General features: G+C 66.5%; 19 protein-coding genes. 9 read left to right on the top strand and 10 right to left on the bottom strand.

The window, feature by feature from the left end; genetic code table 11:
• Positions 1-29: 29 nt before the first annotated feature.
• From N511_RS0111200 to N511_RS0111210, 3 genes are all read left to right on the top strand, one after another.
• A complete protein-coding gene (locus tag N511_RS0111200) occupies positions 30-1490 on the top strand; it encodes an efflux transporter outer membrane subunit (RefSeq protein WP_027679369.1) in 1461 nt (486 codons plus the stop codon).
• A gap of 63 nt (positions 1491-1553) precedes the next feature.
• Entirely contained in the window at positions 1554-2360 is an 807-nt protein-coding gene (locus N511_RS0111205) for an oxidoreductase (protein WP_027679370.1), read from the top strand.
• 72 nt (positions 2361-2432) lie between these two features.
• Complete coding sequence (locus N511_RS0111210; RefSeq protein WP_027679371.1) at positions 2433-3878, top strand: MFS transporter; 1446 nt, start codon at positions 2433-2435, stop codon at positions 3876-3878.
• 94 nt (positions 3879-3972) lie between these two features.
• On the opposite strand, the gene N511_RS0111215 is transcribed toward N511_RS0111210, so the two are convergent.
• Both N511_RS0111215 and N511_RS0111220 read right to left on the bottom strand, forming a co-directional pair.
• Complete coding sequence (locus N511_RS0111215) at positions 3973-4929, bottom strand: alpha/beta fold hydrolase (protein ID WP_027679372.1); 957 nt, start codon at positions 4927-4929, stop codon at positions 3973-3975.
• Positions 4930-4984: 55 nt separating this feature from the next.
• Positions 4985-5746, bottom strand: a complete 762-nt coding sequence (locus N511_RS0111220; RefSeq protein ID WP_027679373.1) for an SDR family oxidoreductase — start codon at positions 5744-5746, stop codon at positions 4985-4987.
• A gap of 112 nt (positions 5747-5858) precedes the next feature.
• Between N511_RS0111220 and N511_RS0111225 the strand changes: the two genes are divergently transcribed.
• The 3 genes from N511_RS0111225 to N511_RS0111235 all read left to right on the top strand — a co-directional run bounded on the left by N511_RS0111225 (position 5859) and on the right by N511_RS0111235 (position 9406).
• Positions 5859-6797, top strand: coding sequence for a LysR family transcriptional regulator (locus N511_RS0111225; RefSeq protein ID WP_027679374.1), 939 nt, complete (start codon positions 5859-5861; stop codon positions 6795-6797).
• A gap of 208 nt (positions 6798-7005) precedes the next feature.
• A complete protein-coding gene (locus N511_RS0111230; RefSeq protein WP_027679375.1) occupies positions 7006-7557 on the top strand; it encodes a sunset domain-containing protein in 552 nt (183 codons plus the stop codon).
• 79 nt (positions 7558-7636) lie between these two features.
• On the top strand, positions 7637-9406 hold the full coding sequence (locus N511_RS0111235; protein ID WP_027679376.1) for a SulP family inorganic anion transporter: 1770 nt from the start codon (positions 7637-7639) through the stop codon (positions 9404-9406).
• On the opposite strand, the gene N511_RS0111240 is transcribed toward N511_RS0111235, so the two are convergent.
• From N511_RS0111240 to N511_RS0111250, 3 genes are all read right to left on the bottom strand, one after another.
• On the bottom strand, positions 9403-11166 hold the full coding sequence (locus N511_RS0111240) for a virulence factor (protein ID WP_027679377.1): 1764 nt from the start codon (positions 11164-11166) through the stop codon (positions 9403-9405). The genes N511_RS0111235 and N511_RS0111240 overlap by 4 nt on opposite strands.
• Entirely contained in the window at positions 11163-13796 is a 2634-nt protein-coding gene (mprF, locus tag N511_RS0111245) for a bifunctional lysylphosphatidylglycerol flippase/synthetase MprF (RefSeq protein ID WP_027679378.1), read from the bottom strand. The genes N511_RS0111240 and mprF overlap by 4 nt, the downstream gene beginning before the upstream one ends.
• 285 nt (positions 13797-14081) lie before the next feature.
• Positions 14082-14276 (bottom strand): hypothetical protein, encoded by a 195-nt coding sequence (locus N511_RS0111250; RefSeq protein WP_027679379.1) that lies wholly within the window; start codon positions 14274-14276, stop codon positions 14082-14084.
• 294 nt (positions 14277-14570) lie between these two features.
• Between N511_RS0111250 and N511_RS0111255 the strand changes: the two genes are divergently transcribed.
• Positions 14571-16088 carry a sensor domain-containing diguanylate cyclase gene (locus tag N511_RS0111255; protein ID WP_027679380.1) on the top strand — a complete coding sequence of 506 codons (1518 nt, stop codon included), beginning with the start codon at positions 14571-14573 and terminating at the stop codon, positions 16086-16088.
• A 9-nt stretch (positions 16089-16097) separates the two neighbouring features.
• Here N511_RS0111255 and N511_RS0111260 read toward each other — a convergent pair whose 3' ends face one another.
• On the bottom strand, positions 16098-18176 hold the full coding sequence (locus N511_RS0111260) for an alpha/beta hydrolase domain-containing protein (RefSeq protein WP_051530906.1): 2079 nt from the start codon (positions 18174-18176) through the stop codon (positions 16098-16100).
• A 259-nt stretch (positions 18177-18435) separates the two neighbouring features.
• On the opposite strand from N511_RS0111260, the gene N511_RS0111265 reads away from it, so the two are divergent.
• Positions 18436-19812: an amino acid permease gene (locus N511_RS0111265; protein ID WP_027679382.1), complete on the top strand. Its 1377-nt coding sequence runs from the start codon at positions 18436-18438 to the stop codon at positions 19810-19812.
• Between the two features lie 21 nt (positions 19813-19833).
• On the opposite strand, the gene N511_RS0111270 is transcribed toward N511_RS0111265, so the two are convergent.
• Positions 19834-21138, bottom strand: a complete 1305-nt coding sequence (locus tag N511_RS0111270) for an O-acetylhomoserine aminocarboxypropyltransferase/cysteine synthase family protein (protein ID WP_027679383.1) — start codon at positions 21136-21138, stop codon at positions 19834-19836.
• A gap of 79 nt (positions 21139-21217) precedes the next feature.
• Positions 21218-21514, bottom strand: coding sequence for a hypothetical protein (locus N511_RS24130; protein WP_051530907.1), 297 nt, complete (start codon positions 21512-21514; stop codon positions 21218-21220).
• Between the two features lie 95 nt (positions 21515-21609).
• On the opposite strand from N511_RS24130, the gene N511_RS0111280 reads away from it, so the two are divergent.
• Positions 21610-22413, top strand: coding sequence for an AraC family transcriptional regulator (locus N511_RS0111280; RefSeq protein ID WP_027679384.1), 804 nt, complete (start codon positions 21610-21612; stop codon positions 22411-22413).
• Here N511_RS0111280 and N511_RS0111285 read toward each other — a convergent pair.
• Both N511_RS0111285 and N511_RS0111290 read right to left on the bottom strand, forming a co-directional pair.
• Positions 22397-23605 carry an ABC transporter substrate-binding protein gene (locus N511_RS0111285; RefSeq protein WP_027679385.1) on the bottom strand — a complete coding sequence of 403 codons (1209 nt, stop codon included), beginning with the start codon at positions 23603-23605 and terminating at the stop codon, positions 22397-22399. The genes N511_RS0111280 and N511_RS0111285 overlap by 17 nt on opposite strands.
• Positions 23606-23755: 150 nt before the next feature.
• Positions 23756-24688, bottom strand: a complete 933-nt coding sequence (locus N511_RS0111290) for an amidohydrolase family protein (RefSeq protein WP_027679386.1) — start codon at positions 24686-24688, stop codon at positions 23756-23758.

The following is a 24688-nucleotide window of genomic DNA, read 5'->3' on the forward strand; positions in this document are numbered from 1 at the left end:
GTCACCAAAAGTTTCGATGGAAGCCGCCCATGTTGCCAAAACACTCCCTTACCGCACTCATCGTTGCCGGCCTGGCAGCGGGTTGTGCCGTCGGTCCGGACTATGTGAAGCCCGAGATGCCGGCTCCAGCCACATTCCTTGGCCAGACGGCCGTGGAGCAGCGCAGCGCCACCACCGCAGCCGATCTGTCGGCGTGGTGGGCAGGCTTTGGCGATCCGCAACTGACGCGCTTCGTGCAGCTGGCGCTGGAACAGAACCTGGACCTTGCCCAGGCCTTCGCCCGCGTCACGCAAGCTCGAGCAGGCCTTGGTGCCGCCAACGCCGCGTTGCTGCCTTCGGGCAACGTCACAGGCCAGGCGGCGCGCGCCTATCAGTCCGTCGAGACTCCGTTGGGCCGCGTCTTGAACTCCCGACCCGGCTTCGACCGCTATGGCAATGCCTTTGAAGCGGACGCCAATGCCAGCTGGGAGCTGGATGTGTTCGGCGGCCTGCGCCGTGGCCGGGAAGCCGCGCTGGCGGATTACGAAGCCTCCCAGGCGGGCGCGGTTGCCACGCGGTTGGCCGTGGCCGCACAGACGGCTGACATCTACATCACGGTCCGCGGCTTGCAGACACGCCTGCGCGTGGCGCGTCAGCAGGTAAAGACGCAGCAGGAACTGCTTTCCACGGTGAACCTGCTGTACGGCAAGGGGCTGGCGGCAGAACTCCAGGTGAGGCAGGCCGAGGGGGCGCTTGCCCAGGTGCGCGCTTCCATTCCGCAGCTTGAGACGGGCCTCGACGCGGCGATGAACGCGCTCGACGTCATGCTGGGCTCACTGCCGGGCACACACCGGGCCGAGCTTGCGCAAGACGGCGACATCCCTGCCGCGCCACGGATTTCGATCAGCGGATCGCCGGGCGAACTGTTGCGGCGGCGCCCCGACCTCATCGTCGCCGAGCGCCGCCTCGCGGCTTCCAACGCACGCATCGGCGTCGCCATTGCGGAGTACTACCCGAAGTTCTCGCTGGGCGGCCTGCTGGGCAGCGCCACATCCGTGGGCGCGGGCAGCCTGTTTGGTGGCGGGGCCAGCCAGTTTGCCGGCGTGCTCGGCCTGCGCTGGCGCCTGTTCGACTTCGGGCGCATCAACGCGCAGATCGATCAGGCCAAAGGGCAAGAGGCTGAGATGCTGGCCGCATACCGGCTTGCCGCGTTGCGGGCCACGGAAGACGTGGAAGACGCCTTTTCTGCCCTCGTCAAGCGGGAAGAGCAGGCAGCCGTGCTCGCGCAAGGCGTGGATTCGCTGGGCCGCGCGCGCAACGCCTCGTTCGCTGCGTACCAGAAAGGCGTCGTCAGCCTCATTGAAGTTCTGCAGGCCGACGAAAGCCTGTTGCGCGCATCCGATGCGCGCGCCCAGGCGCAAACGGAATCGGCACGCGCTGCAATGGCGGCATTCAAGGCGCTGGGTGGCGGCTGGAATCCGAACGAATCGACCGCCGTTGCCAGCAAATAGCCGCACACCCCCACAACGACCGCCTCCCACCGCACGTTTTCACTCACTGAAAAAGAAATCGCCATGTCGAATTCCAACGTTGTCGTCATCACCGGCGTGTCTTCAGGCATTGGCCGTGCCACCGCTGCAAAGTTCGCCCTGCGAGGCTGCCGGGTCTTCGGCACCGTGCGCAACCTCGCCCGAGCGCACCCGCTGCCGGGCGTTGAGCTGGTCGAGATGGACGTCCGCGATGAAGCATCGGTTCAGCGCGCCTTCCAGACCATCATCGCGCTGGCCAAGCGCATCGATGTGCTGGTCAACAGTGCCGGCGTAACGCTGCTGGGTGCGACCGAAGAAACGTCGATCGCCGAAGCGCAGGCGCTGTTCGACACCAACGTGTTCGGCATCTTGCGGACCACGCGAGCAGTGTTGCCCCACATGCGCACACAGCGCTCGGGGCGGATCGTCAATATCAGCTCGGTGCTCGGCTTTCTGCCTGCGCCCTACATGGGCCTGTATTCGGCATCCAAACATGCCGTGGAAGGCATGTCGGAGACGCTGGATCACGAAGTGCGCAAGTTCGGCATTCGTGTCGCGCTGGTCGAGCCCTCGTTCACCAAGACGAGCCTGGACGCCAACGCGCCCGATGTGGCGGCCAAGGTCTCGGCCTACGACGCGGAGCGCGGCGCAGTTTCGCAGACGATTCGAACGAGTGTTCAAAAGGCTCCGGAGGCCGATAGCGTCGCGAGCACGGTCGTCGAGGCTGCGCTCGGTGCATGGAAGATGCGCCGCACGCCCAAGGGCGAGGCGACGCTGCTGAGCAGGCTGCGCCGCTTCATGCCGTCAGGCCCGGTGGACTCGGGCTTGAGGAAGACGTTCGGCCTGTCCTGAGACTGAAGCTGCAGCTCGAGCGTGTTACCTGAAACAGACCCGGCGGCCCATCGTCGACATCGGAAGAATCCCATGACGCCTCTCGACAGCGCAGCACCCGGAGCATCTGCCACGATTACCGCGGCGTTGCCCACCACACAGACCGACACCGCATCGCCGTGGCCAGTGTTCTGGATCGCCAGCGTGGCGGTGTTTCTGGTCTCGATGGACGGCACGATGCTGTTCGCCGCCTTCAGCGCTTTACGCGCTGGCTTTCCTCACGCCACGGCAGCGGACCTTTCGTGGGTGCTGAATGCCTATACCGTAGCGTACGCGGCAACGCTCATTCCATCGGGCGGATTGGCGGACAAGCATGGGCGCAAGAAGGTGTTTCTGATCGGTGTCGCATTGTTCCTTGCGGCGTCCGTTGCGTGTGGCCTGTCGCCGAGTGTCGGGTGGCTCGTCGCAGCCCGCGTGCTGCAGGCTGTTGGCGCAGCGTTGCTGACGCCCGCGTCGCTCTCGCTCGTGCTGGCGGCGTTCCCCGTCAGCAAGCGCGCGGTGGCGATCAGCCTGTGGGGCGCGGTCGGTGCGCTGGCCGCTGCGGTGGGCCCAAGCCTCGGGGCGTTCGTGATCGCATCGATCGGCTGGCAGTGGGCGTTCTATCTGAACGTGCCCCTGGGCCTGACGGCGATGTGGCGTGGCGCCACCCTTCTCGTCGAGACAAGACAGCACGGCACCAAACGCCCGCTGGATCTGTTCGGGATGGGCCTGCTGATGATCGGCACAGCGGCTTTGGCGCTGTCCATCGTGCAATCGGAGTCGCCGGGATGGTCGCGCGATGAACTCCTCGGGATTGCCGCCATCGGGCTCGCGTGCATCGTCGGATTTGTGGCGTGGGCTCGCGTTGCACAGGCGCCGCTCGTCGATTTGACGCTGTTTCGCAACCCGACTTACCGATACGTCAATCTCGCCACGTTGAGCTTCGGCACGGCGTTCTCGATGATGTTCTTCGGCTTCTTTTTCTACATGAAGTCGATCTGGCATTACTCGCTGCCGGTGGCGGGGCTGGCCATCACGCCAGGGCCGCTGCTGGTGATTCCGGTGGCCATGCTCTCCGGCCGGATCGCGAGCCGGCATGGCCATCGCCCACTGTTGGTCGCGGGCAGCGTGCTCTATGCGAGCAGTGCCGTCTGGTTTTTGCTGGTGCCCGGCCTGACTCCCGCCTACCTGACCCACTGGCTGCCCGGCATGCTGCTCAGCGGCGTGGGCGTTGGCATGGTGCTGCCGTCGCTGTCGGGGGCCGCGGTCAGTCATTTGCCTGCCGAGCACTACGCGGTCGGCGGCGCAATCAACCAGGCGATACGGCAAATCGGTTCCGTCATGGGCGTCGCCCTGACGGTGCTGCTGCTCGGCGGCACCGGTCTGCAGCGCGCCGACTTCAATGCGCTCTACCTCTGCCATATGAGCCTGGCACTGCTGACCGCAGTCCTGTGCCTGCCCGTCAACACGCTGCCCCGGGCCCTTGTTCGGTCCAGGTGATTCGCCCGCCCGTCTGCCGGCGAAACCCGCGCAATTCGTAGAGCACGTGGCAAAGCGTGGGGTGAATTCCGTGAGCGAATTCACCCTACACAACTCAGTCGGCCGCGCGCGAACGCATGTTGGTCTCGGCTTGCGGAGCGTTGATGAAACGCACCAGCTCGGTCATGGTGGCCTCGGGCGCCTCTTCCATCAGCCAGTGGCCGGCGCCGTTGATGGTGACGCCGTTCACGTTGGTCGCCACCATCCGAGCCTGCTCGATCAGGAAGGCGCCGGAAGCCTTTTCGCCCGCCAGTACAAGCATCGGCATCTTGAGCGGCGTCTTGGCAAAGCCCGCAAAGTCCACCGCATCCTTCGGGAAGGCGTGGAAATATTCGAACCCTGCCGCCATGCGCCCGGGTTGGCCGTAGGTGCGCGCGTAGAACTGGCGGTCGGCTTCGGGCACCGAGTGCTTGGGATCGGCCGCAAAGTCGTTCCAGAAGTGCTCGAAGTAGATGCGCTCGCGGCCTTGCACCAGCTTGAGCGGCGTGTCGCCATAGAAGTGGAAGTGCCACAGGTCGCGCAGCAGCCAGACCTTCTGCCAATCACCCACGCCGGGCAGGAAGGCGTCCATGAGCGTGATGCTTTCCACTTCGTCGGGGTATTGCGCGGCATAGGCGTACGCCACCATCAGACCGATGTCGTGGCCGACCAGCTTGACCTTGCGATAGCCCATGGCCTGCACCATGGCGTGGATATCCTGCGCGAGCGTCGTCTTGTCGAAGCCCGACGCGGGAATCGACGAGGTGCCCGCGCCCGGCAGGTCTGGAGCCAACACTACGCGGCGGTCGGCCAGACGCGGAATCAGCGGCAGCCACATGTGACTGGTCTCGGCATAGCCATGCAGCAGCACAACGGGGGTTTCGGAGCCGTTGCCGGCCTGCAGCGTGTGAATCTGCAGGCCCGCGGCGTCGACCATGCGGTCATGCACGGCGGGTGCGGCATGCGCTTGCAGCGCCGCCAGGCCGATGAGGGCAGCGCCCAGGTGGCGCACCAGGTTGGGAAGAATCTTCATGATGATCTCCAGCCGTGCCGCACGCGGTGTGCGGCACGCCGTAACAAGGATTGGGTTAGAGCTGGCTCATGCCGCCGTCGGCAATGATTTCCGTGCCGACAATGAAGGCCGATTCGGGTGCCGACAGGTGCAAGACCGTCAATGCAATCTCTTCCGGCTGACCAAAGCGGCCCAAGGGGATCTGGCTCTGGATCTGTGCGGCGGTGGCCGATAGCGTGTCGGCATCCAGGCCGAGCTTGCCGTACAGCGGCGTCGTGACCGGGCCGGGGCTGACCACATTCACGCGGATGCCCGCGCCGATCAGTTCGCCCGAGAGCGTCTTCGCCAGCGAAATCAGCGCAGCCTTGCTCGCCGCATAGACCGACGAATTCGGCATCCCGATGTGCGCGTTGATGGAGCCATTCAGCACGATCGACGTGCCCTTGTTGAGAATGGGCAGCAGCGCCTGGATCTGGAAGAACGCACCCTTCACGTTGGCGTTGAAGGTCGCATCCCACAGGGCTTCGTCCACGTCCGGGACGGCAGCAAACCTGGCCATGCCGGCATTGATGAACACGGCGTCCAGACGCACACCCGCCTCCTGCAGCTGACGGTTCAGCTCGCGTGCGGCGGCCACGGTGCCGGTTTCATTGCGGATGGCGATGGCCGCATTGCCGCCCACCGTGCCGAGCGTGGCGCGCGCCGTTTCCAGCGCTGCCGCATCGCGGCCGGTAATGACCACGCGGGCGCCTTCCCGCGCAAATGCCTGGGCGGCTGCCAGGCCAATACCGCTGTTGCCGCCAGTGACCAGAACGGTCTTGCCTTCGAAGCGATTCATGATGTCCTCCAGTAGGAAAGTTGAACTTGAACAATCGCGTGACTGCAGTGTGGACGCGGGCAAGCGGTTTGCCATACGATCCGGACGATGAACACGTTCGAAGGAATTGCACATGTTGACGGACGAAGAATTGGCGCTGCTGGAAGCCATCCGGCAAACCGGCAGCCTGTCGCGTGCGGCAGCGCACTTGGGCAAGGCGCCGTCGACCGTGTCGTACGCCGCACGGCAGCTGGAGCAGCGCTTCGACGCCCTGCTGTTTGACCGGCGCCGCTACCGGCTGCAGCTCACGCCCGCCGGGCAACTGCTCGTGGAAGAAGCCGCGCGGCTGGCGCAGGACGTCTCGCGCGTGACGCAGCGCGTGCGGCAGGTGGCCAACGGCTGGGAAGACCGCTTGTGGATCGTGACGGACGAACTGCTGGAGTTCGAATCGCTCATGCCCGTGATGCACGCGTTCGATGCGCTGCAATCGGGCGTGGCGCTGCGCGTGACGCACGAAGTGCTGGCCGGCACCTGGGAGGCCCTGCGCGATGGCCGTGCCGATCTCGTCATCGGGGCGACCAACGAGCCGCCTTCCATCCCGAACCTCGGGTGGTTCGAGTTGGGGGTGGTGGAATGGGTGTTTGCCGTGTCGCCTCGGCATCCGCTTGCCGCCATCGACGCGCCGCTCACGCGCGAGGAAATCGCCCGGCATCGCGCCGTGGTGGTGGCCGATTCGGCGCGCACCACCGCCGGCCGCGCCTACGGCATGCTCAGCGGGCAGCCCACGCTGGCCGTGCCCAGCATGCGCGCCAAGACGCTGGCCCAGCGCGACGGCCTGGGCGTCGGTTGGCTGCCGAGGCACCGCGTGGCCTCCCTGCTTGCGCGCGGCGAGCTGGTGGAAAAGCGCACCACCGATCCGCGCGAGCCGAACCTGCTCTACGTCGGCTGGCGCAGCGGCAAAGGTCAAGGGGACGGCGACGGCGAAGGCCGCGCACTGCAATGGTGGCTTGAGCAGCTACGGCAGCCACGCCTGGCCAAGCGGCTGGTGCAGGGTGTCGACGTGTTCGCCTGAAACTTCGCCGGGCCGCCTGATGTTGCCTATGCTGGGATGGCGCCGACGCCGCATTGCCCGTCTGCGCCTACAGGCGACGTCGACTGTTGCGGAATGATCAACGTTGCGGCGTTTGTCTTCTGACAAACCCTCGGTTTGGTCAACGCGCGCTGTCGGCCAGCGTTAATCGATCACGCACGTATCTCCGTGCCTCGTTGAGGGTCTCGTTATGAAACTGTCTGCGTTGATGTTTTCGATGGGTGCGCTGGTGATGGGGTCGGCGTTTGCGCAGGGCACGGCTGCACCTGTCACCGCACCGGCAGCCGCCCCGGCGGCCGTTCATGCGGTTTGCAAGGACGGCACGCCCTACAGCGGCGCGACGCTCAAGGGCGCTTGCCGCGGCCATGGTGGAGTCGACAAGAAAGCCAGCGCAGGCGGTGCCCCGGCAGCCGCGCCGGCCGCGCCCGCAGCAGCACCTGCCGCTCCGGCTGCCGCCAAACCTGCGGCTGCAGCGCCGGCTGCACCTGCCGCAGCACCCGCTCCAGCTCCGGCGCCCGCAGCCAAACCCGCAGCCGCAGCGCCGGCCAAACCGGCCGCAGCAGCCGCCACCGTTGCCCCCGGCGGTGGCCCCGACAAGGTGTGGGCCAATGCCAGCACCAAGGTCTACCACTGCCCGGGCGATCGCTACTACGGCAAGACCAAGCAGGGCGAATACATGACCGAAGCCGATGCCAAGGCCGCCGGCATCCGCCCAAGCCGCGGCAAGGCCTGCACCAAGTAAGGCACGCCTGACGCCCGCCCGCACGCCGCGGCCCCACCGGGTCGCGGCGTCTTCCATTTCAGCCTGATCACCGCGTCGCATGCCGCCGAGCACCGAACATCCCGCCGCCGCCCTGCAACACCCCGAGAGCTTCGCCCCGCTGGATGCGCCGCCCCAGCCGCCACAGCAGCGGGTCGTGCGCGACGTCATCGCCGGGTTCTCGATTGCAGGTCTGTTGCTGCCCGAAGCCGTTGCCTATGCGGGCATCGCAAGCCTGCCGCCGCAAGCCGGGTTGATCGCGCTGATGTGCGGCCTAGTGGTTTATTCGCTGCTCGGCACGAGCCGCTTTGCCATTGTCTCGGCCACGTCGTCGTCAGCGGCCGTGCTGTTTGCCACGGTGTTGTCGGAACCGGGGGCCAGCGGTGCGACGGCGCTCACGATGGCGGCGGCGCTCATCATCGCCACGGGTGTGCTGTTCATCCTGGCCGGTGCGGCTCGGCTGGGCGGCATGTCGGATTTCATCGCGCGGCCGGTGCTGCGCGGCTTCACGTTCGGGCTGGCCCTGACGATTGCCATCAAGCAGCTGCCCAAGATCCTCGACGTGGCGGTTCATCACAGCGACACGCCCCGCGTTGCGCTCGACCTCATCGCCGGCGCGGCTGGCGCCAATCCGTACAGCGCAGCATTGGGCGCCGTCGCACTTGCCCTGCTTTTCGGCCTTGGGCGCTGGGGGCGCATTCCGGCCACGCTGGTCGTCATCGTGCTGGCCATCGCGGCCGGCTACTGGGTCGACTGGCACGCGCACGGCATTGCCGTCGTCGGCCATATCGACCTGCAGAACATCAGCTTCGGCGTGCCCGACCTGGGTCGCGCGCAATGGATGCAAAGCGCCGAACTCGGCTTCGCACTCATGCTGATCCTCTACGCCGAGTCCTACGGTTCGATCCGCAACTTCGCGCTCAAGCACGGCGACAGCATCTCGGCCAACCGGGACCTCGTCGCACTCGGCTGCGCGAATCTGCTCTCCGGCCTGCTGCACGGCATGCCCGTCGGCGCCGGATACTCAGCCACGTCTGCCAACGAAGCCGCGGGCGCGCAATCGCGTCTGGCCGGGCTGTGCGCGGCGGCCGTGGTCGCGCTGATCGTGTGGCTGTTCCTGCCGCAGCTCGCGCGCATTCCCGAGCCGGTGCTGGCGGCCATCGTGATCTTTGCAGTCAGCCACTCGCTGCATCCGGCCGTCTTCAAACCGTACTGGGCGTGGCGCCGCGATCGGCTGGTGGTGATTGCCGCGTTGCTCGCCGTGCTGGTGCTGGGCGTGCTGCACGGGCTGCTGGCCGCGATCGGCGTGAGCCTGCTGCTCACCCTGCGCCAGCTCTCCGAGCCCAACGTGAGCGTGCTCGGCCGCCTGCGCGAGAGCCACGATTTCGTCGATGTGTCTCTGCATCCGGAAGCCAAGCCGCTGCCGGGGGTGCTGATCATCCGGCCCGAGGTGCCGCTGTTCTTCGCCAATACCGAACGCGTGCTCGGCAAGGTGCGCGCGATGCTGCAACAGCCGCACGAGCCCGCGCTGCGCACCATCATGCTGAGCCTGGAAGAAACGCCGGACGTGGACGGCTCGGCCATCGAAGCGCTGCGCATCTTTGCCGCCGAATGCGCGGCGCGCGGCCTGCAACTGATGCTGGTGCGGCTCAAGCCGCGCGCATTGACCGTCTTGCAGCGCGCGACCGACAACACGCTACGCCCCGAGATGCTGCACGAATTGAGCGTGGACGAGTGTGTGCAGTCGCTGGCGGCAGCGCCGAGCACACCCGCTGGCGCCCAGGTCGACAAGGCCACGGCATCACCGTCAGCCCCGGCGCCGGCAGACTAACGCGGGGCGTTGCCCGCTACGCGCGCACCTTCGAGAATGATGCGCGCCAACTTAGCGTAATCGCCATCAAAGTGATGGCCGCCCGGCAGCTTCACGAGCTGCACCTGCTTCGGGTCGAGGCCCGGGCAGTTGGTGTCTTTCTCTTCCTTGCCGTAGATGCACATGCCAATGCCTGCCGGCAGCTTCTGCACCTCGGGCAGGATCAGCAGGCCGGACGCGCTGCTCGACACCCAGTTGGTCATGTGGAACTCGAAATCGGCGCGCTTGCCCAGGCCCATCATCACGGCCAGCGCAACATGCTCGCGCGACGCCGCCGGCAACCGGTTGACGATGAAGGGCAGCACGTCTGCGCCTTGCGAATAGCCGATCAGCAACGCCTTCTGCTTCTTCCAGCGCGCGGCGTAAAAGCGTACGAGGCGGTCCATGTCGGCCGCAGCCGAAGCGGGCGTGCGCGGCGTCCAGAAGTAGCGCAGCGAGTCGATGCCGACTACCGGCACGCCCGACTTGGACAGCGCAGCAGCAACCTCCTTGTCCAGCCCTGCCCAGCCGCCGTCGCCCGACAGCAGCACCGCGAACAGCTCGGACGACGTACCGGGCTGCGCGGGCACTTCGATGATCGGCAGGTCGGACACCGCTGCGGGCGGCGGCGGGGGCGGCGGTTTGCGTTGTGCGACGAGCTTGGCGAAGGCCGACTTGAACGGCTCGACGGCGGTCACGGGCGGCGCACTGGACGCCTGTGCCGCGGCCGGCAACACCAGCGATTGCGCACCCGAAATCGTATCGATGAAGGCTTGCGTGGCACGCGCTTCGCACAGCGGGCCGGAGCGCCGCGCAAACGACGTCGGCGTGGCCGATTGCAGCGCCACCCACGGCGCAGACAACTTCGTGGCCGGCAGCAGGACCACACCGGCGTTTTCAGGCGGCTTGACGCGCTTGGCCGTGGTGCGGCTCTCGCTCATGCGGCGGCTGAAGTGCACACCCTCGCCTTTGCACAGCGGCTTGCGCAGCTCCAGCACGGGGCAGAACTCCATCGACATGGCGGCGGCAAAGATGTTCGGGCGCGCCTGGGCAATCATGGCGTAGGCCAGCGCACCGCCTTCGTTGTCGCCAACCAGGATGGGCGGGTAGTAGCCCGGCACCTTCTCGTAGGCCTGCAGGAAGCGGCTGAAGTTTTCAAGATCGCCATCGGGGAACGCACAATCGCCGGGGTCGGCTTCCAGGCTTGCGAAGAGCGCGGGCGTCGACAGGCCTGCCACCAATGCGCCCTGCTGGGCGAGGCTTTCTGCCATGCGCGATGCGGCGGGCGTCCAGCCCAGATCGCCCGACAGCATCAGCACGACGGAGCGGATTTCGCCCTTCGGTTTGTAGACCGGCACATCGCGAAAACGCCCATGCGTGACGAACTCGACCGCGCCCGGTGCGGCGGCGGGTGTGGCGGGCGCCACCACCGGCAGCGACAGCACGCCGCCATTGGCGGCCTTGTTGGCCGTCACGGCGGCCCCGCTCATTTGCAGCCGAGGCGGCATATCACCGCGCGGCGGCACTGCCACGACACCACTCGCCCCTGTCATGCCGACGGGCGGCACCAGAACCGGGCCCTGCGCGGGCGCAGGCTTGGCTGCAGCCGGAGCATCGGCGGCGATGACCGAGGACATGGCCAGCGCCATGCCGACCGCACTCACATGCCCGACCCAACGCAAGCCTTTGCGTAGCACTCCCCGATGCCGCGCCTCTTGCGTGCGCGGTGCTTGCCAACTCATTTGGAGATCACTCCCTTCAAGCCACCGCCGATCAGCGCAGCGACGTCCGTCAATGTGAACAGCGGCGCAATACCGCCACGTGCGAGCAGGTAGCGGGCTTCCCACACCGGCTCGAACTTGTCCTTGAAATTGCGCAACCCTCTGAAATTGTAGAAGCGCGCGCCGTGCCGGAACATCATCCGTCCGAAGCGATGCCAGCGCGGCGCAAGCTGATGCTCAACCATGCCCGACATCGGCGCCATGCCCAGCCCGAAACGCTGATACCCCTGCGCCTGGAAGTGGAGGATGACCTTGCCGAACAGGAAATCCATCGTGCCGGGCGGCACGTCGCTGCGATAGCGCATCAGGTCGACGCTCGCCTCGATGCGCAGCACGTCGGGGCACATCAGCGTGGCAAACGCGAGGATGACGCCCTCGCGGCGCACCACGGCGACGGGCTGGCTGCAGATGTAGCGGTCTTCAAATGCGCCGAGCGAGAAACCCTTCTCGCGCGCGTTCTGATTGCGCAGCCATTCATCGGAGATGGCGCGCAATTCGTCGAGCACGGTCGGCACCTCCGCCGTCTGGATGATCTCGAACGACAGCCCTTCGCGCTCGCCGCGCGTCACGCCATGGCGGAGGTTGGCGCGGCGCGAGCCCTTCAGGCTGAACTCCGGCAGCGACACATACGCCTCTTCGCCCAGCTTGTAGGCACGCAGCCCCGCATCGAGATACAGCGACAGCGTCTGCGGCCGCGTCTTGTAGAACGCGGCGCGCCCGCCATGCGCGTCGGCCATTTCGATAAAGCGCCAGATCAGCTCGGGCCATTCCTGCTGCGCGCCCACGGGGTCGGACAACGCCACCCACGAGCGCCCCTGCTTGGCGTACATGATGAACGCGTTGCCCGACGGCGAGAACAGCAGGCTCTTGTCGCCCATCAGCGCGAGCGTGGCATCGGCCGCGGGCTGCTTGCGGACGATCTCGGCCGCGCGGGCGAGTTCTTCGTCGCTCGGGAAGGTCGTAACGCCGGGCTCCTTGCGAAAGAGCTGCCACATGCCGAAGCCGAGCCCCGTCACGGCCACGGCCATCAGCGCGCGGATGGAACGCGGCGCATCGCCGTCGAACGTGAATTGCCACCAGAGCTGGTTGGCGTAGGCCACCTCGCGGTAGGCGAAGAAGAGGATCCACACGCACGCCGCAAACACGCAGACCATGGCAAGCAGCCATCCGGCCTCCAGCCGCTGCGAGAACAACGACGACGGCCGGTCGAACTGCCGGCGCGAGATGACGAGCAGCACCGCCAGCGTCACCAATACCGCCATCTCCGACACGGCAATGCCCTTGGGCAGCGCCAGCACGCCGGTCAGCAGCGACAGCACCAGCGCCGCCCACCACGCGGCGTCCAGCCGGTGCAGCAGCCCGCGCGCGACAAACAGCATGATCAGCCCCGCCACGCTGCCGATCATGTGCGAGGCTTCCACCACGAACAGCGGCACGTGCATGCGCAGGAGGTCTTCCGCCTCGTCGCTGGCCGGGGTGACACCCGAGATCAGCAGCATCACGCCCGCCACCATCGTCAGCGCGGCCAGCAGCCCCGGCGACAGCTTGACCGCAGCGCGGCCGAACGGAGCCCCGGCGCCGGCACGCAGCTCGAACGCGCCGAGCATGGCGGCAGCCACGACAAGCGGCAGCAGGAAATAAATGACGCGGTAGAACAGCAGCGCGGCCAGCACCTCGGCCGGCGGGGCCTGGCCACTGCAGCCCAGCAGGATGACCGCCTCGAACACGCCCAGGCCGCCGGGGCTCTGGCTCAGCACACCCAGCGTGACCGCCAGCGCGTAGAACGCCACGAACGTCGGCAGATCGACCGCGCCGGCCGGCATCAGTACCCACAGCGCGGCCGCCGCCGCGATCATGTCCGCCGCCGAGATCGCAAACTGACGCGCGGCCAGGCCCGGCGGCGGCAGGCGGATTTCCCATCGGCCGAACAGCGTCACATGGCGCTGACGCATGCACAGTACGAGCAACGCCACGACGCCGGCCAGCACCAGCAGTGCCACGACTTCGAGCAGCGCTGCCGGCAAATGCGCAATTGCAGCGATGTGCGGCGCGCCCCACAGCAGCCCGACCGCGCCAAAGGCCGTGGTGGACACGCCCAGCGCCCCAGCATCGAACGCGACCGCCTCCGTCACGCGGGCGGCATCGACCCCGGCCGCCGTGTACAGGCGCGAGCGCACCGCACCGGCCGTCAACGAACCGAGGCCGACGGTATTGCCCAGCGCATAAGCGATAAACGAAGTGGTCGCCACCGTGGCGGGGGCCACGTGCGCGCCGGCATAGCGCAGGCCGGACGCGTCGTAGCCGGTCAGGGCGACGTAACTGAGCGCCGTGGCCAGCACAGCCAGCAGCAGGTGCGAGCGTGGCGTGGCCTGCAGCGCGGCGACCATGTCGGCGTAGTGCACGTGGTCGAGCAGCGCGTACAGGCTGTCGAACACAAGCGCGCCGAGCACGAGCACCACGCCGACCACGATCCAGCCGGCCAGGCCCAGGCCCGAATCGGGTCGGACAGGCGTGGCGGGCGCGGCAGGTGCAGCGTGGGCCGATGGTCGGCGGGGTGTTGGACTGGCGTCGTTGGACGCGGCGTCAGGCATGGTGAAAAACGAAATCCTGCTGGCTGGGCGGAGTGCCGGGTCGAAGCGACATGCGAATCCGGACACCCGGAGGCGGAAGAGCGCGGCAGACCAACCCCCCGAAGCTCACACTTCGGACGTTATCGACTTCTTGATTGGACCTCGGCCTATCGGCACGGGCTCGCGGCGCGCGCCGGCGTTCTCCCGACTCGCGCCGCAAACGGCGCGTGTGCTGGATTCGCACGCTGTGGGCGGTCAACGTAATACGGCTGAAGTGGCCGATCCGTTGACACGCGTTTGTGCATTTTACGGTTTGGGCGCGCTCTCCGGCGGCTTGGGCGGCACATCGGGCTTGCCGGCATCGACGGAAACCGGGTCGCTGGCCGGAAAGGTTTCCTCGATGCCTTCGTCGAGCAGCGCCTCTTCATGCGTATCGGCCACGGGCGGATGCGGATTGGCGGGCGTCGGCGTGGGTGAGGCGCGATCATCTGACTCGGGCATGGCGTTCTCCAAGGATGCTTACCCAGAATAGGCAAAGCCGGTTTGACAGGATGACACGGAGGGCGGCATGGGCATATGTCGGTCGTGGGGCGTGCACGGCGCCGCAGGTGCGGCACTCAGCCCATACTCAGCAAGCCGTGAGCCAGCCGCTCCGAAAAACGTTGCACAAACGGGATCGAATGCGCGTCCGCAAACGTTTTCTCTACGGAAAAGGTCTTAGATAGTATTGCGTAGGAAGGTGGAGTCCGGTACACAATTGAGGCGACCTTTTTCAATATTTTCACAATTCTGCGCATGCCTTTACAGCGCGCCACCGGTGCATTCCTGCGGCGGCCCTCTCTACTGATCATCGGCGCTTCAGTGCTTTCGCTGATGCTTGCCGCACTCACCGCGCTGTCGCTGTGGGAAATGCGCACGGACGCCCTGGCCCGCGCGCGCGATGCCGCCGACAACCTCTCGCTGATCCTGCAGCGCGACATCGCCCGGAACATCGAGGTGTACGACCTCTCGCTGCAGGCCGTGATCGACGGCGTGCGCGATCCCGCCATGCTGGCGCTGCCGCCCAACGTTCGCCAGCTCGTGCTGTTCGACCGCTCGACCAATGCGCAGGACCTGGGTTCGCTGCTGGTGACCGACAAGGCCGGCGACGTGGTCCTCGATTCGCGTTCGGTGCCGCCCCGGCGCATTTACCTGGGCGACCGCGACTATTTCCAGGTGCATCAGGGCTCCGACAACGTCGGGCTGTATATCAGCGAGCCCTTCATGCCGCGCGCGACCGGCCTCGACCGATCGCTGGGACTCAGCCGGCGCCTGAACGGCCCGCACGGCGAATTCAACGGCATCGTGGTCGGCACGCTGCGGCTGAACTACTTCCGGCGGCTGTTCGACGGCATCAACCTGGGGCCCCACGCCACCGTCACGCTGATCCGCACCGACGGCACGCTGCTCATGCGGCGCCCGTACAGCGAAAAGCTCATCGGCCGCAGCCTGGCCGATGCCACCGCGTTCCAGAAGCGGCTGCTCGCGCCGGAAGGCTCCTATGTGGACGTCGCGGGCATTGACGGTATCGAGCGGCTGTTCAGCTTCCGTCATATCGGCGACCACCCGCTGATCGTCACCGTCGGGCTCGCCACCGAAGACATCTACGCCGAGTGGTGGCAGCGTGCGTGGGTGATCGGCGGCATCGTGCTGATGCTCGATGCGGTGTTCATGGCGCTGTCGATCCTGTTTGCGCAGCAGCTGCGCAAACGGTTCGAGATGGAGCAGCAATTGCATCTGCTGGCCAATACGGACAGCCTGACAGGCCTCGGCACGCGCCGCGCGCTGGACGCCGCACTCGATGTGGAATGGCGCCGGGCCAATCGACATCACACGCCGATGGCGGTGTTGATGATCGACGTGGACGACTTCAAGCGCTACAACGACCGCTACGGCCACGCCGCCGGCGACACCGCGCTGCGCACCGTGGCGCGCTGCGTGAACGACAGCATCAAGCGCCCCGGCGACTTTGCCGGCCGCTACGGCGGCGAAGAGTTCTGCGCCGTGCTGCCCAATACGGACCTCAGCGGCGCCGTGCGCGTGGCTGAAGCCATTCGGGCCGCTGTCTTGGCCGCCGACGAGCCCAACGCGGGAAGCGCGTACGGCAAGCTGACGGTGAGCATCGGCGTGGCTGTGCATTCGGGCGTTGCCGCCGAAGACGACACACTGGAGGACCTCGTTCGGCTGGCCGACGGACGCCTGTATGAAGCCAAGGCCGCCGGCCGCAACGTGGTCATGCCCAGACAGGAGCGGCCAAAGCTGGCGGTGGTGTGACCCCGCGACTTACGGCAGCACCGGATGCGCCGTGGCGTAGGCAACCGCCGCATCCGCATCGGCCTGCAACAGGAAACGCCGCGCCACCAGACTGCTTGCCGCCGCCGTGACGGCCGCCACGTAACCGCTTTGCGTGCCATAGCGCTCTTCAATGGAAGGGCGCGGATCATTCGCACTGGCGCGCGCAGCCGCCGTCTTCTGCAACGGGAAGAATGACCCCACCAGCCCCGCCTGATCGACGATGCCCGGTCGGTTGACCATGTTCCACCCCGTGTTGGTGGCCAGAGGCACGGCCACGTCCACGCTGCGAATGCCGGCGATGTCGTTGCCGTCGGCGTCCACCTGCGGCACGAGGATGGCGTAGTCGCGGCCCAGGTATGCCGGCGGCACCTGCGTGGCAATGCCGGTTTCATCCTGCGGCGTGTATTGCGCGCCCCAGTCAAGCAGGTGGTACGTGTTCACCAACCCCGTATACGTCACGCCCGGAATCGCCGGAAACGCAACCTGCTCAGGCGCAACCAGCGTGGCATCGGCAATGCGCGGCACTTGGCTGTCGGGCGGCTGCGTGCCCCGCACGACCCAGTCTTCCAGATCCTGATATAGCGCCCGGATGACCGGCACCACGCCGGTGTTGCCGTTGGTGGCGTACAGCGCGTTGTACGCCGGCCCAAAGACCGAAGCCGCAGAGGCAGCCGGCACAGACGGCGCGCCCAGCAGATGCTGCGAGCTGGCGTAGTAATACACGCGTGCATTGTCGGGCTGGACCAGATCCTTGGTCCCGAACGCGTCGGTCAACATGGGCGAGCCCTGCAGCGTCCAGAACTCCGTCCCGCTGAAGCCGACGAACAGTTTCGGGCACGTGCCCGATGCATCGCAGCGGGTCATGATGCCGCCCTGCCGGCCCGCCACATCATCGACATAGTCTTTCGCCAGTCCGCGCCGGCCGCCCTGGCCAAACGCGGTGTGATCGGCACGCACGCCCCCGCCGCCTCCCGGCACGGCAAAGCGCATGTTGATGTTGGTCTGCCGCGCGGCGATCTGTGCGAACACGCCGTCGAACACTTTTGAGCCGTCGGCAGCCTGGTTGAAACCCAAGTTGATGAACGTCTTCATGAAGTTGCCGCATTGCGAGACGCCCGAGCCGATGGCGTATCGGATGGCGCCCGCGACCGGGTTGGCGACGCCCGACGCGTCGGCCGGTGCACGGCGCAGGAACGTGACCATGTCGCGCACGGCGGCCAAGCCCAGGCCCATTACCTTCGGGTCCTTGGCAACGTAGACGAGTTCATAGAGATATTGCGGGTCCCACCCGCCCTTGACGCAGATGTTGGCCGGGTCCGGCGTGCCGGGAAACGGCACAGTGCTGCTGCATTGGGCGAACTTCCAGTCGGTGGCGGGAATGAGCTGGCGCGGATCGCTCTCGTTGATGCGGCGCGTGAGCACGTAGCCGGGTTGCGTGTTGTCGAGGCTGGCCGGCGCGTACGGCACCATCGCTGCGTTGAACGCGCCGCCAGGCAAGGTCAACGACGCCGTGGTCGACACCGTGGGCAGCAGTTCGGCGCGGTAGGTACCGGTGATGGACGAGCCGTCGGCGTTCTTCGCAACCGGCACCGTCAACGTCACGCGGCCAGCGCTTTCCGGCACGTCGCCCTGCCACGCCGCCGACAGGAAGACGTAGCCGCGCGACGCGAAGTACGGATCGAGATTGACGATGTTGCCCCGGTTGGGCGCGTCATAGCGCAGCACGCCGTTGGCCTTGGACATGTCCACCGGTTTGAACAGCACGAACTCCGAGGTGTATTCCACCTTGCCGTGGGCGTTGCGGGGCGCGAGCTTGAGGTCGGTGATGATGCCGTTGCGTGCATCGGCGGCGTCGACTTCGCCGGTAAAGGTGCCGGTGATCTTCTCGTACGCGCCAACGCTGCCGTACGTGCCCGTCACCGGCTCGGTCTTGCTGATCGTGATGCGATAGGCCGGCGCCGAAGCTGTGCTCGCCACGGGGGCTGGCGGGCCGTCATCCGAATTTCCGCCGCAAGCGGCCAACGCGCAGGCGAGCGCGAGCGTGCCTCCCAGAATCGGAAGCTTCATGGTTTGGTCTCCTCTGTTGGTGGGTCGCTCTTCTTGGCGCGCAGCCTAAGCAACCTGGTCTGCGGGCTGTTGTGTGGTTGTGCGCAGAACTCTAGAAAGCTTTCGTTGATCGGTGAAATGGAATGTTTCGATCAACTATGCGACGGGCGCGATGAATGAAGGGCGCCCCTCCCACGCCCCTCCCCCCGCGTAAAATGCGCGGCTTCCAGCGGATGGCCTCTGCGCATCCGCGCCCTTCTTCAGATCAGGACAGCACACCATGACCAAGGCCACCGGCAGCTTCGAAGCGCTGGCCGCACGCGAAGGCGGCCTGCAGCACCGCCTCTCTTCCGCGCAACTCACCATGATCGCCATCGGCAGCGCGATCGGCACCGGCTTGTTCCTGGGCAGCGGTGCAGCCATTCAACTGGCCGGCCCGGGTGTGATTGCCAGCTACGCCATCGGGGCGTTCATCGCGCTGCTGCTCATGGGCTGCCTTGCAGAAATGGTGGTGGCGCATCCGACCACCGGCTCCTTCGGCGCCTATGCCGAGCACTACGTGAGCCCGCTTGCCGGCTTCCTCGTGCGCTATGCGTATTGGGCGGCCGTCGTCTTCGTCATCGGCGCAGAAGTGACCGCGGTGGCGGTGTACATGGCGTACTGGTTTCCGGGCGTGCCGGCGTGGGTGTGGATCGTCGGGTTCTCGGCCATGCTGGTGTGGATCAATGCCAGCAGCGTCGACGTGTTTGGCGTGGCCGAATACTGGTGCTCGATGATCAAGGTGGTGGCCATCGTCGCGTTTCTGGCGGTGGCCAGCTACGCCATCTATCGCGCACCCGATGGCGGCCCGATCGGCTTTCAAAACTACGTGAGCGCGGGCGGCTTCCTGCCGCACGGCTGGAATGGCGTGTGGTTCGGCGCGGTGGTCAGCATCTTCAGCTTCTTCGGTATCGAGCTGATTGCCGTGGCCGCGGGCGAGGCACGCGAGCCCGAAGCCGCCGCCACCAGCGCCTTCCGCTCAACGCTGTTCCGGCTGGTGTTCTTCTACCTCTGCACGCTCGCGCTGATGCTGGCCGTCGTGCCGTGGCAGCAGGCCGGCACGGGCAAGAGCCCCTTCGTGCGCGTGATGGAAATCCTCGGTATTGCCGGGGGTGCGGGCGTGATGAACTTCGTGGTGCTGACCGCGGCGCTGTCGTCGATGAACGCGCAGCTGTATGTATCGACGCGCATGCTGTTCAGCCTCGCGCGGGGCGGACAGGCGCCTCAGGCGTTGGGTGCGGTGAGCCAGCGCGGCGTGCCGTTGCGCGCGCTGGTGGTGTCCAGCTCCGGTGCGGCATTGGCGGCCGTGCTGAGCGTGGTGCTGCCGGGGCACTCCTTCCTGCTGATGATGTCGCTGGCGATGTTCGGTGCGCTGTTCACGTGGTTCGTCATCTTTGTGACGCACTTGCGCTTCCGGCGGGCCGCCGAGCGCGAGGGGCGCGCCTTGCGCTTTCGCATGTGGGGCTTTCCGGTGCTGACCACGCTTGGCGCGATCGCCATGGCGGTCATCATCGTGAGCACCGCTTGGATGCTTGATTTCCGGATGACGCTGGTGGTGGGTGTGCCGTTTCTGGTAGTGCTGGCGGTGGTGTTCCGCTGGGTGCGCGGCCGGCAGTGAACGCCTGACCGCGCTCCGGCATCAGGCGCGCGCCAGCGCCTGATCCAGATCGGCCAGCAGATCATCGATATGCTCGATGCCGATCGACAGCCGGATCGTCTCCTGACGCACACCGGCCTTGGCAAGCTCCGCCTCGGACAGCTGCCGGTGCGTGGTCGATGCCGGATGCGTTGCCAGCGACTTGGCGTCGCCAATGTTCACCAGCCGTGTGAACAACTGCAGCGCATCCTGAAAACGCGCCCCGGCAGCAAAGCCGCCCTTCACGCCAAACGTGAGCAGCCCGGGCGCCTTGCCTGACAGGTATTTGTGCACGAGCCCGTGGTCGGGGTGATCGTCCAGGCTGGCGTGGTTGACCCACTCCACCTTGGCGTGGCCGCGCAGATGCCGGGCGATCTGCGCCGCGTTCTGCGTGATGCGGTCGATGCGCAGGCCCAGCGTTTCGATGCCCTGCAGGATCAGGAACGCGTTGAACGGCGACAGCGCCGCGCCGGTATTGCGCAGCGGCACCACGCGGGCGCGGCCGATGTACGCCGCATCGCCGAGCGCTTCCGTATAGACGACACCGTGGTAGCTGACATCCGGCTCGTTCAGCCGCTTGAAGCGCGCCTTGTGCTTGGCCCACGGAAACTTGCCCGAATCGACGATCGCGCCGCCCAGGCTCGTGCCGTGGCCGCCCAGGTACTTCGTCAGCGAATGCACGACGATGTCGGCGCCATGTTCGAAGGGCCGCGCCAGGTACGGTGTCGGCACGGTGTTGTCGACGATGAGCGGCACGCCGTGGCGGTGCGCGATCTCGGCCAGCGCGGCAATGTCGGTGATGTTGCCGAGCGGGTTGCCGACGGTCTCGGCAAAGATGGCCTTGGTGCGATCGTCGATCAGCGCTTCGAATGAAGCGGGGTCGCGCGGGTCGGCAAACCGCGTGGTGATGCCCGACTGCGGCAGCGTGTGCGCGAACAGGTTGTAGGTGCCGCCGTACAGCGTGCTGGCCGAGACGATGTTGTCGCCCGCTTCCGCAATCGTCTGGATCGCATAGGTCACGGCCGCCTGCCCCGACGCCAGCGCAAGCGCCCCGATGCCGCCTTCGAGCGCGGCGATGCGCTTCTCCAGCACATCGTTGGTCGGGTTCATGATGCGCGAGTAGATGTTGCCCGGCACCTTCAGGTCAAACAGATCGGCGCCGTGCTGTGTGTCGTCAAACGCAAACGCAACGGTCTGGTAGATCGGTACCGCCACGGCGCGGGTGGTCGGGTCCGCGCTGTAGCCGCCATGGACAGCCACGGTGTCGAGTTTCCAGGCAGGGGCTGTGGTCAGCGATTGCTGCGTCATCGTTGCGTCTCCGGAGGATTGATCTCCGGCGAGCATAGGGTGTGCCCTTCAGCGTGCGAACGACCGTTTTTGTCTTTGGTTATGCGTTCCGCCCCTCTTGCACGCCCCTTGCAGGGCACTCGGTCTGCCAGCGCGTGATCAACGCGCGCAGCGCCGCGTCTCGCACCTCCAGGATGGCGAATACGCCCAGGGCATCGAGCGCGGGAACCGCCTCGCGCATCAATTGCGCCGCCTCGGCACGCTGGGCGCAATCGATGTCGGGATTCAGCCAAGCCTGCGCGTTGGCCAGGAAGGCGGCCACCGTGCCTTTGCGGATGGTCAGTCCATCGAAGTCGGCATGGCTGGCGGTGTCGGGAAGAACATCTTCGGGACGCATGGTCTGTGTGCTCCTGGGTCATTGACCACGCCACTGTAGAGCGGGTAGCTTGGCGTTACTCCGTGATCACCGCCAATCAATACGCTTTTTGAGCCATGTCTTCCAAACCGCTTCTTCCAACTGCGCGCGTGCACTCGGCTGGTGGTCGATGGATCTACGCGGTGGACCAGGCCAGCGCCGCGCCGCGCGCGACCGCACCCCACAGTCATGCGCGCGGGCAGTTGTTCGGAACGGATGTTGGCGTTTTGACCGTGCAGACGGGCGCAAGCCGTTGTGTGGTGCCTGCAGCGCAGGCGGTATGGATTCCGCCCGGCGTAACGCACGGTGCGCAAACGCATGGGCCGTTCGTCGGCTGGGCCGTCTACCTTGCGCCTGATGCATGCGAAGACTTGCCAGGCGCCCCCTGCACGCTGTCGATGTCTGTGCTGCTGCGCGCCGCCATCGCGCGTGCGGCGACGTGGACGGAGGCGCCGCTCGACCCGAAGCAGCAGCGCATCGCGGCGGTGATTGCCGATGAAATCCGCGCGCTCGCCCCGGCGCCCACGGCGTTGCCGATGCCCGTCGACACGCGACTGCGCAAGATCGCCGATGCGCTTATTGCCGATCCTGCAGATACCCGGCGCCTGCAGGAATGGGCCGACTGGGCCGCCGTGGCCCCGCGCACGCTCACCCGGCGCTTTGCCGTCGAGACCGGCTACGCATTCGAGACCTGGCGCCATCGGCTGCGCATGATGTGCGCACTGGAACGGCTGGCCGCCGGCGCAGCGGTGACAACGGTGGCGCTCGATCTCGGCTACGACAACGTCAGCGCGTTCATCGCCCGGTTTCGCGCAACGTTCGGCATCACGCCGGGGCGATACGCCGCCGGCGGATGCGCCGGGCTCACATTGACTTCTTGACCATCGCGCAAGCCGACTCCGCCAGCGTATTGAACGCCTGCTCACCCGGAATCGTCTGCACAAGCTTGTAGTAATCCCAGGCCCGCGCCGACTCCGACGGCTTCTTGACCTCGAACAGGTAGATGTCGTGGATCATCATGCCGTCGGCGCGCACGTAGCCGCCCTGGGTGTACATGTCGTCGATCTTCATCGACTTGAGCTTGGCCATCACGCGGTCGGAATCATCCGTGCCGGCCGCCTGAACGGCCTTCAGATAGGTGAGCGTGGCCGAGTAGTCTGCCGCTTGCAGTGCGCTCGGCATCTTCTTGAACTTGGCATAGAACCGTTCGCCGAACTTGCGCGCGGCCTCGCTGGCATTCCAGTACCACGGGTCGATCAGCTGCATGCCCTGGGCGGTCTGCAGGCCCAGCGCGTGGATTTCGTCGATCGTCATGACCAGGCCGACCACGCGCATTTTCTTGTCCAGGCCAAAGTCCTTGGCGGCCTTGATGGCGTTGATGGTGTCGCCGCCCGCGTTGGCCAGCGCCACGGCCTGCGCGCCGGAGCTTTGGGCCTGCAGCAGGTAGGACGAGAAGTCAGGCGCACCCAGCGGGTGCCTCGTGCCGCCCACCACCTTGCCGCCACCCGCGGCGATCACGCGGCGCGATTCGGCGTCCATGTCCTTGCCAAAGGCGTAGTCCACCGACAGCAGGTACCACGCGTTCACCCCCTGCTTGCGCAGCGCGCCGATAGTGCCGCGCACGTGGGCGTTCGTGTCGTAGGCGTAATGGACGGTGTACGGCGTGCATTCCTCGTTGGTCAGGCGCGGTGTGCCGCCGCCCAGGTTGACGTACACACGTTTCTTGTCTGCCGCGATGCGGTTCATGGCCAGACCGGCGGCCGAGTTGGGCCCCGCAAACAGCACGTCCACGCCTTCGCGGTCGATCCACTCGCGCGCCTTGGAAGCCGCCACGTCGGCCTTGTTCTGATGGTCGGCAGAAAGAACCTCGATGGGCTTGCCCAGCACCTTGCCGCCAAAGTCGGCCACCGCCATGCGGATGGCTTCCAGCCCGCCGGGGCCATCCAGATCGGCATACACGCCCGACATGTCGGTGACGAAGCCGATCTTGACCTTGTCGTCCGAAACCTGGGCGTGGGCAAATGAGGCTGCAATGGCAAGGGCCATCGCAGCCATGGCGTGGCGTGCGGGCATGTGTGTCTCCGGTGTGTTGTGTTGTCTGCGCGTGCTCTGCGGCGCGCGGCATTTGGGAGACATGGTAGCGAGGCCAACCGTGACGAACAGCCTCGCTGGAGGGGACACTCTGTCAAAACGGAGTCAACAGTGGCCCCGCCCGGAAACCGCCTAGGCGAAACCGTAGAGCTTGACCGGATTCGCCACGAAGATCATTTGCTGCCAATCCGCACGGTCAATCCACGCGGCAATCGTATCGAGCAGCGCCGCATCGTCAGGCTTATGCGTCTTCTCCGTCGGATGCGGCCAGTCGGTGCCCCAGAGCATCCGCTCGGGCGCCATGTTGATGAAGGCCTTGGCCACGGGTTCGACATCGGCATAAGCGGGCGCACCCGTCTTGGAATCGACGTAAGGACCAGACAGCGTGACCCACGTGTTGCCCTTGTCGACCAGGCGCTGCGCCGTGCGCATGGCGTCGGACTGCATGCCGCCCGGCTGTGGCACGTGCGCAATGTGATCGATGACAAGCGGACACGGCAGCGCAAGGAGATGCGGCTCCAGCGCGGGCAACTTGGCGCCCTGTACGACCAGTTCGATGTGCCATCCAAGCGCGCTGATGCGTGACGCCAGCGGTGCGAGCATCTCGACGGTGGTGGCGCCCGGATAGCTCAGGTTGAAGCGGATGGCCCGCACACCTGCGGCGTGCATCTCGGCAAGCTGGGCCTCCGTCACGGACGTATCGACCACCGCAACGCCGCGCGCATTGGGCCCGAAACGCCTGAGCGCATCCAGCGTGCAGCGGTTGTCCGTTCCGTACGTCGACGGCGTGACGACCACGTTGCGCTGCACGCCCAGACGCGCCTGCACCTTGCGATACTGCTCGATGCTCGCGTTGGGCGGCCGCAGCGTGGTGCCTGGGGCGCTGGGGAATCGGTCATCGTAGATGTGCATGTGGCAATCCACGGCGCCGGCCGGCAGCTTGAACGTCGGCGGGGCGCTGCCGCTGGACCACAACTCTTCTGCTTCGGTAAGCCCCGGAATAGCGGCCGCCACGGCACCGGCACCGGCCATCTGCAGGAACCGCCTCCTGCTGAATGCGCGCAT

Source organism: Ralstonia sp. UNC404CL21Col (genome assembly GCF_000620465.1).
Classification (GTDB): domain Bacteria; phylum Pseudomonadota; class Gammaproteobacteria; order Burkholderiales; family Burkholderiaceae; genus Ralstonia; species Ralstonia flatus.

Excerpts from the sequence above, each read along its gene's own strand:
- N511_RS0111225 (WP_027679374.1), top strand. The coding sequence starts at position 5,859 with ATGTTGACGGACGAAGAATTGGCGCTGCTGGAAGCCATCCGGCAAACC.
- N511_RS0111255 (WP_027679380.1), top strand. The coding sequence starts at position 14,571 with ATGCCTTTACAGCGCGCCACCGGTGCATTCCTGCGGCGGCCCTCTCTA.
- N511_RS0111285 (WP_027679385.1), bottom strand. The coding sequence starts at position 23,605 with ATGCCCGCACGCCACGCCATGGCTGCGATGGCCCTTGCCATTGCAGCC.
- mprF (WP_027679378.1), bottom strand. The coding sequence starts at position 13,796 with ATGCCTGACGCCGCGTCCAACGACGCCAGTCCAACACCCCGCCGACCA.
- N511_RS0111200 (WP_027679369.1), top strand. The coding sequence starts at position 30 with ATGTTGCCAAAACACTCCCTTACCGCACTCATCGTTGCCGGCCTGGCA.
- N511_RS24130 (WP_051530907.1), bottom strand. The coding sequence starts at position 21,514 with ATGCGTCCCGAAGATGTTCTTCCCGACACCGCCAGCCATGCCGACTTC.
- N511_RS0111230 (WP_027679375.1), top strand. The coding sequence starts at position 7,006 with ATGAAACTGTCTGCGTTGATGTTTTCGATGGGTGCGCTGGTGATGGGG.
- N511_RS0111270 (WP_027679383.1), bottom strand. The coding sequence starts at position 21,138 with ATGACGCAGCAATCGCTGACCACAGCCCCTGCCTGGAAACTCGACACC.
- N511_RS0111290 (WP_027679386.1), bottom strand. The coding sequence starts at position 24,688 with ATGCGCGCATTCAGCAGGAGGCGGTTCCTGCAGATGGCCGGTGCCGGT.
- N511_RS0111265 (WP_027679382.1), top strand. The coding sequence starts at position 18,436 with ATGACCAAGGCCACCGGCAGCTTCGAAGCGCTGGCCGCACGCGAAGGC.
- N511_RS0111210 (WP_027679371.1), top strand. The coding sequence starts at position 2,433 with ATGACGCCTCTCGACAGCGCAGCACCCGGAGCATCTGCCACGATTACC.
- N511_RS0111260 (WP_051530906.1), bottom strand. The coding sequence starts at position 18,176 with ATGAAGCTTCCGATTCTGGGAGGCACGCTCGCGCTCGCCTGCGCGTTG.
- N511_RS0111215 (WP_027679372.1), bottom strand. The coding sequence starts at position 4,929 with ATGAAGATTCTTCCCAACCTGGTGCGCCACCTGGGCGCTGCCCTCATC.
- N511_RS0111205 (WP_027679370.1), top strand. The coding sequence starts at position 1,554 with ATGTCGAATTCCAACGTTGTCGTCATCACCGGCGTGTCTTCAGGCATT.
- N511_RS0111220 (WP_027679373.1), bottom strand. The coding sequence starts at position 5,746 with ATGAATCGCTTCGAAGGCAAGACCGTTCTGGTCACTGGCGGCAACAGC.
- N511_RS0111250 (WP_027679379.1), bottom strand. The coding sequence starts at position 14,276 with ATGCCCGAGTCAGATGATCGCGCCTCACCCACGCCGACGCCCGCCAAT.
- N511_RS0111280 (WP_027679384.1), top strand. The coding sequence starts at position 21,610 with ATGTCTTCCAAACCGCTTCTTCCAACTGCGCGCGTGCACTCGGCTGGT.
- N511_RS0111235 (WP_027679376.1), top strand. The coding sequence starts at position 7,637 with ATGCCGCCGAGCACCGAACATCCCGCCGCCGCCCTGCAACACCCCGAG.
- N511_RS0111240 (WP_027679377.1), bottom strand. The coding sequence starts at position 11,166 with ATGAGTTGGCAAGCACCGCGCACGCAAGAGGCGCGGCATCGGGGAGTG.